Consider the following 13,532-nt stretch of genomic DNA (forward strand, 5'->3'; position numbering starts at 1 on the left):
TGGGTTTTTTTATTCATCTCAGGGATCAGGTAATCACCATCGGCCAGTCTGGCGGGGTATGGCTCATGGCTTCCACCATGACCACTTTAATATTTTCCCAGACGGCAGCGAGATCCAGCAGGGTGATGCCAAGCAGGCCCGTTGCGAACCAGCATGCTGCGCCCAACCCCAACAGGGTGCTGATGACAGCAAGGCCAGCATAGTCAGATTTACGAAACTGAATGTTTAGCGTGCTGGCCAGGAACATCAGCACCGCACTTAACAAAGGCCAGCGCAGGAGAACCATGCTGGTAGTAATGGTTGCCATAAAACCCATCCTCAACAAAGCAGACGAACTGAATGAAACAGTGTTTCTCGTTACACAATATGTGTGAACTATATCACATTTGCTGATTTATTCGCCAGCCTCAGACGGGTGAAAAAAGCAGGAATTATCACAGCCAGGCGTCGCACGAGGATTGAGGGGAAAATATATCTTTGCACGCTAATGACCCCCTTTTATCGCTTCCAGGTAATAAATTCATTGAGATAACAAAACCTCTGCAAATTGAGGTGTGCTGTAGAACGTTTACAGCAACAACCCTTTGGATTATGCTTGAGTGGATAAATAAATTTACTCGCATTCTATAATTCAGGTTTTTGAATTTTATTGGTTTTTTTCTCTTTGTACGTTTTTAATTACACACAACGTCTCGCACTCCAGCTGTGCTGATATTCAGCATCCTGCTCTGGCTCGCCGATTTTTGAATCTGAAGAAAGTTGCGTCCGGTTTAACGCTTAATAATCTGCGAAAAAAATGAAAGAAAAACGACGTGAGATTGTTAATGACAGCCTGCGGGCGTTGCATGCGCTGGCAGATCTGATGCCCCAGCTTCACGCCCATTGTTCGCTGGGCGAGATGCTTGAGACGATCAACCGGGCCTTCGGGGCAAGCCTGGCCTGGATTAGCGTTGATACTGACGGGCTGCAGCGCGTGGTCTGTGCCGGTGAAGTGACCTGTCACTCATTTGAGGTGGCCGATTTTCTTGCCGGTACCCTGCTGGAGAAGCATCACCGCGCGTGGCGGGTCGTCTACTGGAAAGAGAATATCGGCCGCGCATTATTCTCCGCTCATCATCCTGGCTATTCGCAATTGCAAAGCGGGGTGTTATGCAAGCTTTCAACCCATAACGGACAAGGCAGCGGCTATTTTTTTCTGGCGTTTGCTGAGCCGTTATATTCTCTGGCCATCCTGAAAAGTATTGTTGCGGTACTGGTCGAAAAATTAAAAGACTATTTTTCAGAAATTATCGTTCGTGAAAAAACAGCGCAGGAAATGCAGCGTGTGGTGACCCAATATAAAACCCTGTTTGAACGAGCGCCTGTTTTAATGAACTCATTCGATAAATTTAACCGCTGCGTGCTGTGGAATGCTGAGTGTGAAAAAGTGTTTGGCTGGACAATGGCGGAGATCAGCGCCCATGCCGATCCGCTCTCACTGTTTTACCCCGACCCGGAAGAGCGGCGACGGGTCAGGGAGTCGGTAAATGTCTCGCCGCTAAAGGATATGTACGAGTGGCATCCATTGCGTAAAGACGGTACGCCGTTGACGGTTTTGTGGTCAAACATTCTGCTGCCGGACAGCTCAGTCCTGAATATCGGGCTTGATATTACCGAACGTAAAAAAGCCGAACAGCAGCTGGAAGTGAAAGCGACCACGGACGATCTTACCGGGTGTTTTAACCGTTCAACCATTTTACAGCAGCTGGAATCCGCGCTGGCGGCAAATGCCAGGCAGGATGCTGACAGCCATTTTTGCGTGCTCATGTTTGACCTGGATTTTTTCAAACAGATCAACGATCGGTGGGGGCATCAGGTGGGCGATCGGGCGCTTATCCACTTTTGCCAGGCTATCCGTGAGTTAAGCCCCGAGAACGCTGCGCTTGGCCGTGTGGGCGGCGAGGAGTTTTTACTCCTGCTGGCGCGAACCGACGGCAACGCAGGCGCACTTTTTTCGGCGAGGCTACGTACTGCCCTCAAAACCAACCCGCTCGTGGTGGGAGATAAAAAGCTGGTACTGTCATTCAGCGCCGGGGCGGTGGAGGTCTGCCAGGGCCAACGCGATACTTCAGGATTACTGATGCGTGCCGATAAAGCATTATATGACGCCAAGCGTACGGGTCGGGGGAAAACGGTGGTGGCTGCTGATTATTTATAAATCAAAAAACAAAATACGCGCGAGTAAATAGCATAAAATGTCATGTTGCCGTTGTTGTTTTTTCACACTGCCAGAAGTTTGGCTTAATCAACGATCCTCTGTTGTGTTATCTTCAAACCTCCCGTACCCGCTGGATAATTATTTTCCTTAATTGAAACGGAACGAATACTTACAGTTTAGCTTACGGGAAAATATTATCGTCATAACGAAAATTAAGATTTTTAATACTAAAAGTCAGTTGCTAACTTCGCATGATTCATGCAACGTAATCACCTGTTAAACAAAGCATCCGGCCTTCATTACTACAGGCGTACAACATGCAGGGATATAGGGCGGGAAATGAATCGTAGCGCGCGGCGCAAGATGCTCAGGGTGGTAGGGATCATCATGGTAGTTATGCTGCCGGTGATGCTTGCGCTATGGTTTGCCCAGATAAGAGCCGTGTCGGAAACAAGCGCCCAACTACGCACCTTTGCTGAACTGGCGTTAGACAAAACAGAGCTGGTAATTCAACAGGTTGATCTGGCCCGCGACGAGGCTGAAAAATATCAGGGTGAGCGTTGTACACCAGAACATCGCCAATATATGTTGAACGTTGTTCGGGGTCGTCTGTTTGTTGCGGATTTAATTTATGCAGAAGGTCAGAATTTTCTTTGTTCGACCGTTTTTACACCCGCCAAACCTTATCTGATATCCACGGCTAATTACACCCGTAAACCTGACGTTGCTATCTATTATTATCGCGATACGCCATTTTTTACTGGCTATAAAATGACATATATGCAGCGCGGAAATTATGTTGTGGTGGTCAATCCGCTTTCCTACAGCGAAGTAATGTCGACAGATCATTCCCTTTCGTGGGGGGTATACGACACGGTAACGAATGCATTCTTTTCCGTCAGTCAGCGCGCGAATGTTACTTTATTAAGTTCGATGATTCGGGATAAGGAATCAGTATTTCAAAAAGATAACCGTTTTTATACGGTCGTCAAATCCCCAAAACGGCCTATTGCCGCTATCGTGTCGACGTCGAATAAACGTTTTTATGAAATGCTTTATCACCAGGCGACGTTGACGCTACCGCTGGGGATGATCTGCAGCATAATTATTTTGCTGGTGTGGTCTCGCACCCATCGTGAACTTAATTCTCCCGGGCGGTTACTGCAGCGAGCGCTCAATAAACGCCAGCTTTGTGTTCACTATCAGCCGATTATTGATATCAAGAACAACCAGTGCGTGGGAGCCGAGGCGTTATTACGCTGGCCTGGCTTTAACGGACCGGTCATGAGCCCGGCTGAATTTATTCCGCTGGCGGAAAAAGAGGGCATGAGCGAGCGAATTACGGATTATGTTGTCGAAGAGGTATTCAGCGATCTGGGCACATTCCTGGCAACACATCCGCATCTCTATATTTCGATTAACCTGTCGGCCACGGATTTCCACTCTTCACGGCTGATCGCCATGATTTCGGACAAGGCCCGACACTACGCCGTGCGTGCGCAGCAAATTAAAATTGAAGTCACGGAGCGCGGTTTTATTGATGTCCCTAAAACCACTCCGGTTATTCAGGCGTTCCGTCAGGCGGGTTACGAAGTGGCGATTGATGATTTTGGAACGGGTTACTCTAACCTGCACAACCTTTATTCGCTGAATGTCGATATTCTGAAAATCGACAAATCCTTTATCGACACCCTAACAACCAACAGCACCAGCCACCTTATCGCCGAGCATATTATTGAGATGGCACAAAGCCTGCGGCTTAAAACCATTGCGGAAGGGGTGGAAACGGCAGAACAGGTGAGCTGGTTGTTGAAACGTGGCGTTCAGTTCTGTCAGGGATGGCACTTCGCGAAAGCGATGCCGCCCCAGGAGTTTATGACCTGGCAGCAGCAACCTTTGCATTGAGAGCCATTAATTCAACTGGTGGCGATAGTCGCTCGGTGTGCGGTCAAACTCGCGGCGAAACACGCGGGAAAAGGTTTGTTGCGACACATATCCCAGATCCATCGCGATATCAAAAATGGGCCGCTGCGTTGAGCGTAAGGCCTGCGCCGCCAGCAGCAGTCTGCGCTGACGAATGTACTCACCCAGCGTTTGGTGCATAACGGTACGGAACATTCTCTGTAAATACCATTTCGAATAGCCGGATTTTTTAGCGACCACATCAATGTTCAACGGTTGGTCGATATGTTCATCAATCCATTCAATAAGTGTCTGAATAATTTGCTGATGCGACATAAGGTTGCCCCTCTGTAGATACAACTGCCCTGGTTGATTCGTCGTTTTCTCTGCGGGCGAGTATAATTCCTCAAGTTAACTTGAGGTAAAGAGGTTTTATGGAAAAGAGATTGCCGCGAATTAAAGCGTTGTTAACCCCCGGCGAAGTGGCGAAGCGAAGCGGTGTTGCGGTGTCGGCGCTCCACTTCTATGAAAGCAAAGGGTTAATTAAAAGCATCCGAAACGCCGGAAACCAGCGACGCTACACGCGTGACGTGCTCCGTTATGTCGCGATTATCAAAATTGCCCAACGAATCGGAATCCCCCTGGCCACCATCGGCGATGCGTTCGGCGTGCTGCCGGAAGGGCACTCTCTCAGCCCGAAAGAGTGGAAAGAGCTTTCCTCTCAGTGGCGTGAAGAGCTGGATCGACGCATTCACACGCTGGTAGCGCTGCGTGATGAACTGGACGGATGTATTGGCTGCGGCTGTTTGTCGCGCAGTGATTGTCCGTTGCGTAACCCGGGCGACAGGCTGGGTGAGCAGGGGACAGGGGCGCGGTTGCTGGAGGAAGACTGAGATCCGGCAGAAAACCGCACCTCATACCGCACCTCATAAAGAACTAAAGCGCCACAAAAGGGCGCTTTAGTTTTTCCCGGTCTTTGTCTTTCACTCTATCCCGCTGGTTCACGGGAGGGTTTCCCCCGACATCAGCACCCCTCATGTCGAGCGTGTTGGGGAGGTTCCGGATTGTGCTGACACTTTAATTCTATGCAAGACCCGTCTTTTCGCCAGTCGGTCAGGCCGTTTTTAGGCGAATTTTTTTCGCGGTGTTGTTCGATTTTCTATAGTTAAAAAGTATGAATAAAAGGAGAACACAATGCTCACGGTACACCACCTGAACCAGTCCCGCTCACACCGTGTGATCTGGGCGCTGGAAGAACTTTCCCTGCCCTATGAGATTGTTCATTACCAGCGCGAAAAGAGCATGCTGGCGCCTGAGTCGCTCAAAAAAGTGCACCCGTTGGGCAAATCGCCGGTTATTGAAGATAACGGCCTGATCCTCGCCGAGTCGGGGGCCATCCTCGAATATCTTCAGGAAACCTACGATCCTGAGTCGCGGCTTAAACCTCTGGATCCTGCGCATAAGGTGCAATACCGCTTCTGGTTGCACTATGCCGAAGGTTCGCTAATGCCGCTGCTGTTGATGAAGCTGGTTTTCAGTAGCCTCGGTAAGCCGCCCGTGCCATTTGGTATCCGCACGTTGGGTAAAGCGCTGGGGCAGGGAGTGCAAAAAGCGTATCTCAACCGCCAGCTTGAAACCCATGCACGCTTTATTGAGTCGCATCTTGCCGAAAACAGCTGGTTTGCTGGCGACGCGCTCAGCATGGCGGATATTCAGATGAGCTTCCCGATTTTTGCCCTGCTGGCGCGCGGTGGCATCGATAACCTCCCGCATACCCAGGCCTGGAAGAAAAAGGTGGAGAGCAGCCCTGGCTGGCAAAAAACGCTGGAGCAAGGTGGCCCGTTATCGATTCCGGGTGGGGAGTGAAATGTAAACAAATTGCGCACAGACGATAACGTTTGCGCATCCTCTGTTTATTTCTTCAGCGTCATAAGGGAATTTTAGCGAAAAACGATAAAGTTCAGTTGAAAAGGGCGGGGATTAGGCTAGATAATCGTTTGCCTTAATTTGACCACCCGTTTGTAAGCGCGGAGCTAAACGTTTGCTTTTTCTGTGACGCCCCTTTCGTCGCAAATGCAAAACACGGATTTGACGTTTAGCTGGCAGTGGCGTCTCCACCACGCTTACGGACTTTCTATAAAAACTCTCAGGGGATGTTTTCTATGTCTACGCCATCTGCGCGTACTGGCGGTTCGCTTGACGCCATCTTTAAAATTTCGGCTCGCGGCAGCACCGTGCGTCAGGAAATCGTTGCCGGTCTGACCACGTTTCTGGCGATGGTTTACTCCGTCATTGTCGTTCCGGGTATGCTGGGTAAAGCGGGCTTCCCGCCGGCTGCTGTCTTTGTTGCTACCTGTCTCGTGGCGGGCGTTGGCTCCATCGTGATGGGCCTGTGGGCGAACCTGCCGCTGGCGATCGGTTGTGCAATCTCGTTGACCGCCTTTACCGCTTTCAGCCTGGTTCTGGGTCAGCACATCAGCGTACCGGTTGCGCTCGGTGCCGTGTTCCTGATGGGTGTACTGTTTACCGTTATCTCCGCCACCGGCATCCGTAGCTGGATTTTGCGCAACCTGCCTCACGGCGTGGCGCATGGCACCGGCATTGGTATCGGGCTGTTCCTGCTGCTGATTGCCGCAAACGGCGTCGGCCTGGTGATCAAGAACCCGCTGGACGGTCTGCCGGTGGCGTTGGGGCACTTCGCGAGCTTCCCGGTCATTATGTCCCTGATCGGTCTGGCGGTGATTATTGGTCTGGAAAAACTGAAAGTCCCGGGCGGCATTTTGCTGACCATTATCGGGGTGTCCATTGTTGGCCTGATTTTCGATCCTAACGTTCACTTCTCCGGGATTTTCGCCATGCCGTCGCTGAGCGATGACAAAGGCAACTCTCTGATTGGCAGTCTGGATATCATGGGGGCGTTGAACCCGGTGATCCTGCCAAGCGTGCTGGCGCTGGTGATGACCGCGGTGTTTGATGCAACGGGTACCATCCGTGCCGTCGCGGGGCAGGCGAACCTGCTGGATAAAGACGGTCAGATTATCGATGGCGGCAAAGCGCTGACCACCGACTCCCTGAGCAGCGTCTTCTCGGGTCTGGTGGGCGCGGCTCCGGCTGCGGTGTATATCGAGTCCGCTGCGGGTACGGCGGCAGGCGGTAAAACCGGCCTGACGGCCATTACCGTTGGCGTGCTGTTCCTGCTGATCCTGTTCCTCTCTCCACTCTCCTACCTGGTGCCGGCCTACGCGACCGCACCTGCGCTGATGTACGTTGGTCTGCTGATGCTGAGCAACGTGGCGAAAATCGATTTTGCTGATTTTGTGGATGCGATGTCAGGCCTCATCACGGCGGTCTTTATCGTGCTGACCTGTAATATCGTTACCGGCATCATGATCGGTTTCGCGTCGCTGGTGATTGGGCGTCTGGTCTCCGGCGAGTGGCGCAAGCTGAACATCGGCACCGTTGTGATTGCCGTCGCGCTGGTGGCGTTCTACGCGGGCGGCTGGGCAATCTAAGTTGTCCATTGATGCGAAAACGGGTGGCTCAGGCCGCCCGTTTTTATTTTCAGGACTCATCCCGTTGTCTTTTGCGTTACTCTGGGGAAGATAGAATAACAGGCACGACGCCTTAGGTTTGGCTTTTAAGAAACACAGCAAACAGGGAACGCATGGAAATCTTCTTCACAATACTCATCATGACTCTTGTGGTCTCGCTATCCGGGGTAGTCACACGCGTACTGCCCTTTCAGGTCCCCCTGCCATTAATGCAAATTGCCATCGGCGCGCTGCTGGCGTGGCCGACGTTTGGCCTGCACGTGGAGTTCGACCCCGAACTGTTCCTCGTGCTGTTTATTCCGCCGCTGCTGTTTGCCGATGGCTGGAAAACGCCCACGCGTGAATTCCTTGAACACGGGCGAGAGATATTAGGTCTGGCGCTGGCGCTCGTGGTGGTCACGGTGGTCGGGATTGGTTTCCTGATCTACTGGGCGGTACCGGGCATTCCGTTAATTCCGGCCTTTGCGCTGGCCGCGGTGCTGTCACCAACCGATGCCGTGGCGTTGTCCGGCATTGTCGGTGAAGGCCGTATTCCGAAGAAAATCATGGGGATTTTACAGGGTGAGGCGCTGATGAATGACGCCTCTGGCCTGGTTGCCCTGAAATTTGCCGTGGCCGTCGCGATGGGCACGATGATCTTTACCGTAGGCGGCGCGACCCTGGAATTCTTCAAGGTGGCGATTGGCGGTATCCTGGCCGGGTTTGTGGTGAGCTGGCTGTATGGTCGTTCGCTGCGCTTCCTCAGCCGCTGGGGCGGCGATGAACCGGCGACACAGATTGTGCTGCTGTTCCTTCTGCCGTTTGCCTCTTACCTGATTGCCGAGCATATCGGCGTGTCGGGCATTCTGGCGGCGGTGGCGGCAGGGATGACCATCACCCGCTCCGGCGTAATGCGCCGCGCGCCGCTGGCCATGCGCCTGCGTGCGAACAGCACCTGGGCGATGCTGGAATTTGTCTTTAACGGTATGGTGTTCCTGCTCCTGGGCCTGCAGTTGCCGGGCATCATGGAATCCTCGCTGGTGGCGGCCGAGGCCGACCCGAACGTCGAAACGTGGATGTTGTTCACCGATATCGTGCTGATCTACATGGCGCTGATGCTGGTGCGTTTCGGCTGGCTGTGGACGATGAAAAAATTCAGCATGCGCTTCCTGACGAAAAAACCGATGGAGTTCGGCTCGTGGACCACGCGGGAGCTGCTGATTGCTTCTTTTGCTGGCGTTCGCGGGGCGATTACGCTTGCCGGTGTGCTGTCCATTCCGCTGCTGCTGCCCACGGGCGATGTCTTCCCGGCGCGCTATGAACTGGTGTTCCTGGCGGCAGGGGTGATTCTGTTCTCACTGTTTGTCGGCGTGATAATGCTGCCTCTTCTGCTGCAGCATATTGAGACGGGTGACTCGACTCAGCAGCATAAAGAGGAGCGTATTGCCCGCGCGGCGACCGCCGAAGTGGCGATTGTGGCCATTCAGAAGATGGAAGAACGTCTTGCGGCGGACACGGAAGAGAACATCGACAACCAGCTGCTGACCGAAGTGAGCTCACGCGTGATTGGTAACCTGCGTCGTCGTGCCGATGGCCGCAACGATGTGGAAAGTTCGCTGCAGGAGGAGAACCTGGAGCGCCGGTTCCGTCTGGCGGCACTGCGCTCAGAGCGTGCCGAGCTGTACCACCTGCGCGCCACGCGGCAAATCAGCAATGAGACGCTGCAAAAACTGCTGCACGATCTGGATTTGCTGGAAGCCTTGCTGATAGAGAATCAGTAGCCCGTGCGGGCTGATGCCCTCACCCTGACCCTCTCCGCCCGGAGAGGGTCAGGGAACCCAAAATCCTTCACAGCATTTCAGCCACGCCTGCGCGCTGTGCGATAAATAAACCCCTTCGCGCCAAATCATCCCTAACTGCCAGTGCAAATCGCTTTCCAGCGGGATCCAGCGCAGGGTGTTTTTATCGAGCCGTTCGCAAATCGGCTGCGGCAATATCGCAATGCCGACGCCTGCCTGCACCATCGCGGCCAGGAAATCCCACTGCCCGCTGCGCACCGCAATGCGCGGCTTCACGTTGTGTTGATTAAACAGCGCCATCAGCTGGCGGCTGAGGGCGAAATCTTCGTTGTAAATCAGCAGCGGGTGTTCGCCGAGCCGTTCGGGCTTCACCGTGTCGACCTTCAGCCAGTCACCAGAGCGGGGGACCAGCACGCACAGCGGATGGCTAAAGAGCGGCAGCGTCGCCAGACCGCTCTCTTCTTCCACGGGGAGGGCGGTCATGGCGACATCCAGCTCGCCGTTGGTGACCGCCTGTTGAACCGTTAAGCCGCCAAACTCGGAAATTTTCAGCTCAACGCCGGGATAACGCTGGCGAAACAGGCTGATGGGGCCGGCCATCATCATCCCAACCATTGGCGGGATGCCGAGGCGCAGCAGCCCTTTTGTCAGGTGATTGATATCGCCAAGCTCCGCTTCCAGCTGGCGGAACTCCGCCAGGATCGCCAGCCCGCGTTCAAAGACGACCCGCCCGGTATCGGTCAGCAGCAGCTTGCGTCCATCGCGGATAAGCAGGGTGCAGTTCAGTTCATCTTCGAGGTTTTTCAGCATCTTGCTGATGGTGGGTTGGGTGACAAACAACTTCTCCGCTGCGCGGGTAAAACTTTGCTGACGAACCACTTCGACAAAATAGCGCAGCGTTCTTATGTCCATGATTATTCCTCGGAACTATACCTTTGATGATTTTAATTCATTTCAGTCCATTACGTGCGCTCACTATACTGGCGCCTCGTCTCATTTTTGAGGAAAACCCCCATGGCCATGGCGTTAAGCCGTGTTACGCCTGCCGTTGTGCAACGACTTCAGGTACCGGTTCAGGTACTGCTTTATGCGGGACTGTTTGTTTTCGCGGAATATCTTGTCAACTGGTTGCATCTGCCGTTGCCTGCCAACCTGGTCGGAATGGTGCTGATGCTGACGCTTATCCTCTGCCGCGTTATCCCCCTCAACTGGGTACGTGCCGGCGCGCGCTGGCTGCTGGCGGAGATGCTGCTGTTCTTTGTGCCTGCCGTGGTCGCGGTGGTGAACTATGCGCAACTGCTGAGGGTAGATGGCTGGCGCATCTTCGCGGTCATTGCGCTGAGCACGCTGATGGTGCTGGGGGCCACCGCCTGGGTGGTTGATAAAGTGTATCGGTTTGAAATCAGCAGGCAAAAGCATGACTAACTTCCAGATAAGCGTGTTGTGCCTGATTGCCACCCTGGCGATCTACTTTGCCAATAAACGGCTGTATCGCCGTTTTCACGCGCTGCCGCTGATGCCGCTGGTCTTCACGCCGATCCTGCTGGTCCTGATGCTGGTCTTCGGGCATATCTCCTGGCAGAACTACATTGGGGAATCCCACTGGCTGCTGTGGCTACTGGGGCCTGCGACCATTGCCTTTGCGGTACCGGTGTATGACAACCTGGCGATCATCAAACGCCACTGGATGTCGCTCAGCGCTGGCGTGATCACGGCCACGGTGGTGGCGGTCTGCAGTTCCGTCTGGCTGGCACGGCTGTTTACGCTGCCCGATGAAATTCAGCGCAGCCTGGCCGTCCGTTCGGTCACCACCCCGTTTGCGCTGGCCGCGGCCAAGCCGCTCGGCGGACAGCCGGATCTGGTCGCGTTATTTGTGGTCGTGACGGGCGTCTTCGGGATGGCGGTTGGCGACATGCTTTTTTTGCGGCTGTCGATCCGTGAAGGAATGGCGAAAGGGGCGGGATTTGGCGCGGCATCGCACGGTGCGGGAACGGCACGTTCGTATGAACTCGGGCAGCAGGAAGGGGTGGTGGCAAGCCTGGTGATGATGCTCTCGGGCGTGGTGATGGTACTGATTGCACCGCTGGTGGCGTGGGTGATGTTCTGATTTCCCCGGCCGGTAAGGCCGGGGAGACGAGGTTAGTGCGCGCGGCCTTGCTCGACGCCCAGACCCGTTTGTGAGCGGATAAACTGGGCGCGGAATTTCTCACGCTCCAGGTTACCTTCCGGCGAGTCATCGGTCGCGGAGAAGACCCAGATACCAATAAACGCCACGGCAATGGAGAACAGCGCCGGGTATTCATACGGGAAGATAGCGCTTTCGTGACCGAGGATCTGTACCCAAATCGTCGGGCCAAGGACCATCAGAATCACTGCCGTCAAAAGCCCCAGCCAGCCGCCAATCATCGCCCCACGGGTAGTCAGTTTTGACCAGTACATGGAGAGCAGGATGATAGGGAAGTTACAGCTTGCCGCAATGGAGAAGGCCAGCCCCACCATAAAGGCGATGTTCTGCTTCTCGAACAAAATCCCCAGCAGAATAGCGACCACGCCCAGCACCAGCACGGTGATTTTCGAGACTTTCAGCTCATCACGTTCGCTTGCTCCTTTGCGGATAACGTTGGCATAGAGGTCGTGCGATACCGCAGACGCGCCCGCCAGCGTCAGCCCGGCAACCACCGCGAGGATGGTGGCGAAGGCCACGGCCGAGATAAAGCCAAGGAACAGATTACCGCCTACCGCGTCGGCCAGATGCACTGCCGCCATGTTGTTACCGCCAATCAGCCCGCCCGCCGCGTCTTTAAACGCCGGATTCGCCCCCACCAGCATGATGGCGCCAAAACCAATGATAAAGGTCAGGATGTAGAAGTAACCCATAAAGCCCGTGGCGTAGAAGACGCTTTTGCGCGCTTCACGCGCATCGCTCACGGTGAAGAAACGCATCAGGATGTGTGGCAAGCCGGCCGTACCAAACATCAGACCCAGACCGAGCGAAAGCGCAGAAATAGGGTCTTTCACCAGCCCCCCAGGGCTCATGATCGCTTCCCCTTTCGGGTGTACCGCCATCGCTTCAGTGAACAGATTATTGAAGCTGAACCCGACGTGTTTCATGACCATAAAGGCCATAAAGCTGGCGCCGAACAGCAGCAGGACCGCTTTGATGATTTGCACCCAGGTCGTGGCCAGCATGCCGCCGAACAGGACGTACATCACCATCAGCACACCCACCAGCACCACCGCGATGTGGTAGTTCAGGCCGAACAACAGTTCGATCAATTTACCCGCGCCGACCATCTGCGCAATCAGATACAGCGCGACCACCACCAGCGAGCCACAGGCGGAGAGGGTACGAATCGGCCCCTGCTTCAGCCGGTAGGAGGCCACGTCTGCGAAGGTATAGCGGCCCAGGTTGCGCAAGCGTTCTGCGATCAGGAACAAAATAATCGGCCAGCCCACGAGGAAGCCGAGGGAGTAAATCAGACCATCGTAGCCGGAGGTGTACACCAGCGCGGAGATGCCGAGGAAGGAGGCGGCGGACATAAAGTCGCCTGCGATTGCCAGTCCGTTCTGAAAACCGGTAATGTTGCCGCCTGCGGTGTAGTAATCATTACGGGAGCGCACGCGTTTCGAGGCCCAGTACGTGATGTACAGCGTCAGCAGCACGAAAATCAGGAACATGATAATCGCCTGCCAGTTGGTTGGCTGGCGCTGTACCTCACCGGTGATGGCATCAGCGGCGTTGGCGGCAAAGGGAAGTGTGGCGGCAAGCGCCGTCAGGACTCTCTTCATGATGCTTTTACCTCTGCCAGGACTGCTCTGTTAAGACGATCGAATTCGCCATTGGCGCGCCAGACGTACACGCCGGTCAGCACAAACGAAATGATTATCACGCCAATCCCAATCGGAATTCCGCGCGTGACGCTGGTGCCCGCGTGCAGCGGCGTACCGAGCCAGTGTGGGGCAAAGGCAATCAGCAGAATAAAGCCGACGTAAATAATCAGCATGATGATGGAAAGTAAGAAGGCAAACCGTTGCCGTTTATCCACGAGCTCCCTGTAGTGCGCACTATTCTCTATCTGCTGACAAATATCGTTATTCATCAGA

The 13,532-nt window shown here is 54.2% G+C and carries 13 protein-coding genes; 8 read left to right on the top strand and 5 right to left on the bottom strand.

Going from position 1 to position 13,532, the window contains the following annotated elements; all coding sequences use genetic code 11:
* Nucleotides 1-25 precede the first annotated feature (25 nt).
* Entirely contained in the window at nt 26-307 is a 282-nt protein-coding gene (locus JTA15_RS19170) for a YjcB family protein (RefSeq protein ID WP_020882839.1), read from the bottom strand.
* 489 nt (nt 308-796) lie between these two features.
* On the opposite strand from JTA15_RS19170, the gene JTA15_RS19175 reads away from it, so the two are divergent.
* Both JTA15_RS19175 and JTA15_RS19180 read left to right on the top strand, forming a co-directional pair.
* Nucleotides 797-2,197: a sensor domain-containing diguanylate cyclase gene (locus JTA15_RS19175; RefSeq protein ID WP_219372603.1), complete on the top strand. Its 1,401-nt coding sequence runs from the start codon at nt 797-799 to the stop codon at nt 2,195-2,197.
* Between the two features lie 339 nt (nt 2,198-2,536).
* On the top strand, nt 2,537-4,102 hold the full coding sequence (locus tag JTA15_RS19180) for an EAL domain-containing protein (protein WP_219373271.1): 1,566 nt from the start codon (nt 2,537-2,539) through the stop codon (nt 4,100-4,102).
* A gap of 6 nt (nt 4,103-4,108) precedes the next feature.
* Here the strand turns inward: JTA15_RS19180 and soxS are convergent, their stop codons facing one another.
* A complete protein-coding gene (soxS, locus tag JTA15_RS19185) occupies nt 4,109-4,435 on the bottom strand; it encodes a superoxide response transcriptional regulator SoxS (protein ID WP_013095071.1) in 327 nt (108 codons plus the stop codon).
* Between the two features lie 98 nt (nt 4,436-4,533).
* Between soxS and soxR the strand changes: the two genes are divergently transcribed.
* The 4 genes from soxR (at nt 4,534) to JTA15_RS19205 (ending at nt 9,410) form a co-directional block, all read left to right on the top strand.
* Nucleotides 4,534-4,992 carry a redox-sensitive transcriptional activator SoxR gene (gene soxR, locus JTA15_RS19190; RefSeq protein ID WP_014168225.1) on the top strand — a complete coding sequence of 153 codons (459 nt, stop codon included), beginning with the start codon at nt 4,534-4,536 and terminating at the stop codon, nt 4,990-4,992.
* 301 nt (nt 4,993-5,293) lie between these two features.
* Complete coding sequence (locus JTA15_RS19195) at nt 5,294-5,965, top strand: glutathione S-transferase family protein (RefSeq protein WP_063157163.1); 672 nt, start codon at nt 5,294-5,296, stop codon at nt 5,963-5,965.
* A 296-nt stretch (nt 5,966-6,261) separates the two neighbouring features.
* A complete protein-coding gene (ghxP, locus tag JTA15_RS19200) occupies nt 6,262-7,611 on the top strand; it encodes a guanine/hypoxanthine transporter GhxP (protein WP_041162379.1) in 1,350 nt (449 codons plus the stop codon).
* A gap of 152 nt (nt 7,612-7,763) precedes the next feature.
* Nucleotides 7,764-9,410, top strand: coding sequence for a Na+/H+ antiporter (locus tag JTA15_RS19205; RefSeq protein WP_014168228.1), 1,647 nt, complete (start codon nt 7,764-7,766; stop codon nt 9,408-9,410).
* Nucleotides 9,411-9,458: 48 nt separating this feature from the next.
* Here JTA15_RS19205 and JTA15_RS19210 read toward each other — a convergent pair whose 3' ends face one another.
* Nucleotides 9,459-10,340 carry a LysR family transcriptional regulator gene (locus JTA15_RS19210; RefSeq protein WP_025206385.1) on the bottom strand — a complete coding sequence of 294 codons (882 nt, stop codon included), beginning with the start codon at nt 10,338-10,340 and terminating at the stop codon, nt 9,459-9,461.
* Between the two features lie 102 nt (nt 10,341-10,442).
* On the opposite strand from JTA15_RS19210, the gene JTA15_RS19215 reads away from it, so the two are divergent.
* Both JTA15_RS19215 and JTA15_RS19220 read left to right on the top strand, forming a co-directional pair.
* The gene (locus JTA15_RS19215; RefSeq protein WP_020882833.1) at nt 10,443-10,853 is read left to right on the top strand and encodes a CidA/LrgA family protein; all 411 of its coding nucleotides are present in this window, start codon (nt 10,443-10,445) and stop codon (nt 10,851-10,853) included.
* Entirely contained in the window at nt 10,846-11,535 is a 690-nt protein-coding gene (locus JTA15_RS19220; protein ID WP_023310063.1) for an LrgB family protein, read from the top strand. Before JTA15_RS19215 ends, JTA15_RS19220 begins: the two co-directional genes overlap by 8 nt.
* A 32-nt stretch (nt 11,536-11,567) precedes the next feature.
* Here JTA15_RS19220 and actP read toward each other — a convergent pair whose 3' ends face one another.
* The gene (actP, locus tag JTA15_RS19225) at nt 11,568-13,217 is read right to left on the bottom strand and encodes a cation/acetate symporter ActP (RefSeq protein ID WP_047954924.1); all 1,650 of its coding nucleotides are present in this window, start codon (nt 13,215-13,217) and stop codon (nt 11,568-11,570) included.
* Nucleotides 13,214-13,528, bottom strand: a complete 315-nt coding sequence (locus JTA15_RS19230) for a DUF485 domain-containing protein (RefSeq protein WP_014168233.1) — start codon at nt 13,526-13,528, stop codon at nt 13,214-13,216. Before JTA15_RS19230 ends, actP begins: the two co-directional genes overlap by 4 nt.
* Nucleotides 13,529-13,532: the final 4 nt, after the last annotated feature.

This window comes from Enterobacter sp. BIDMC 29 (assembly GCF_019378755.1).
Taxonomy (GTDB): domain Bacteria; phylum Pseudomonadota; class Gammaproteobacteria; order Enterobacterales; family Enterobacteriaceae; genus Enterobacter; species Enterobacter ludwigii.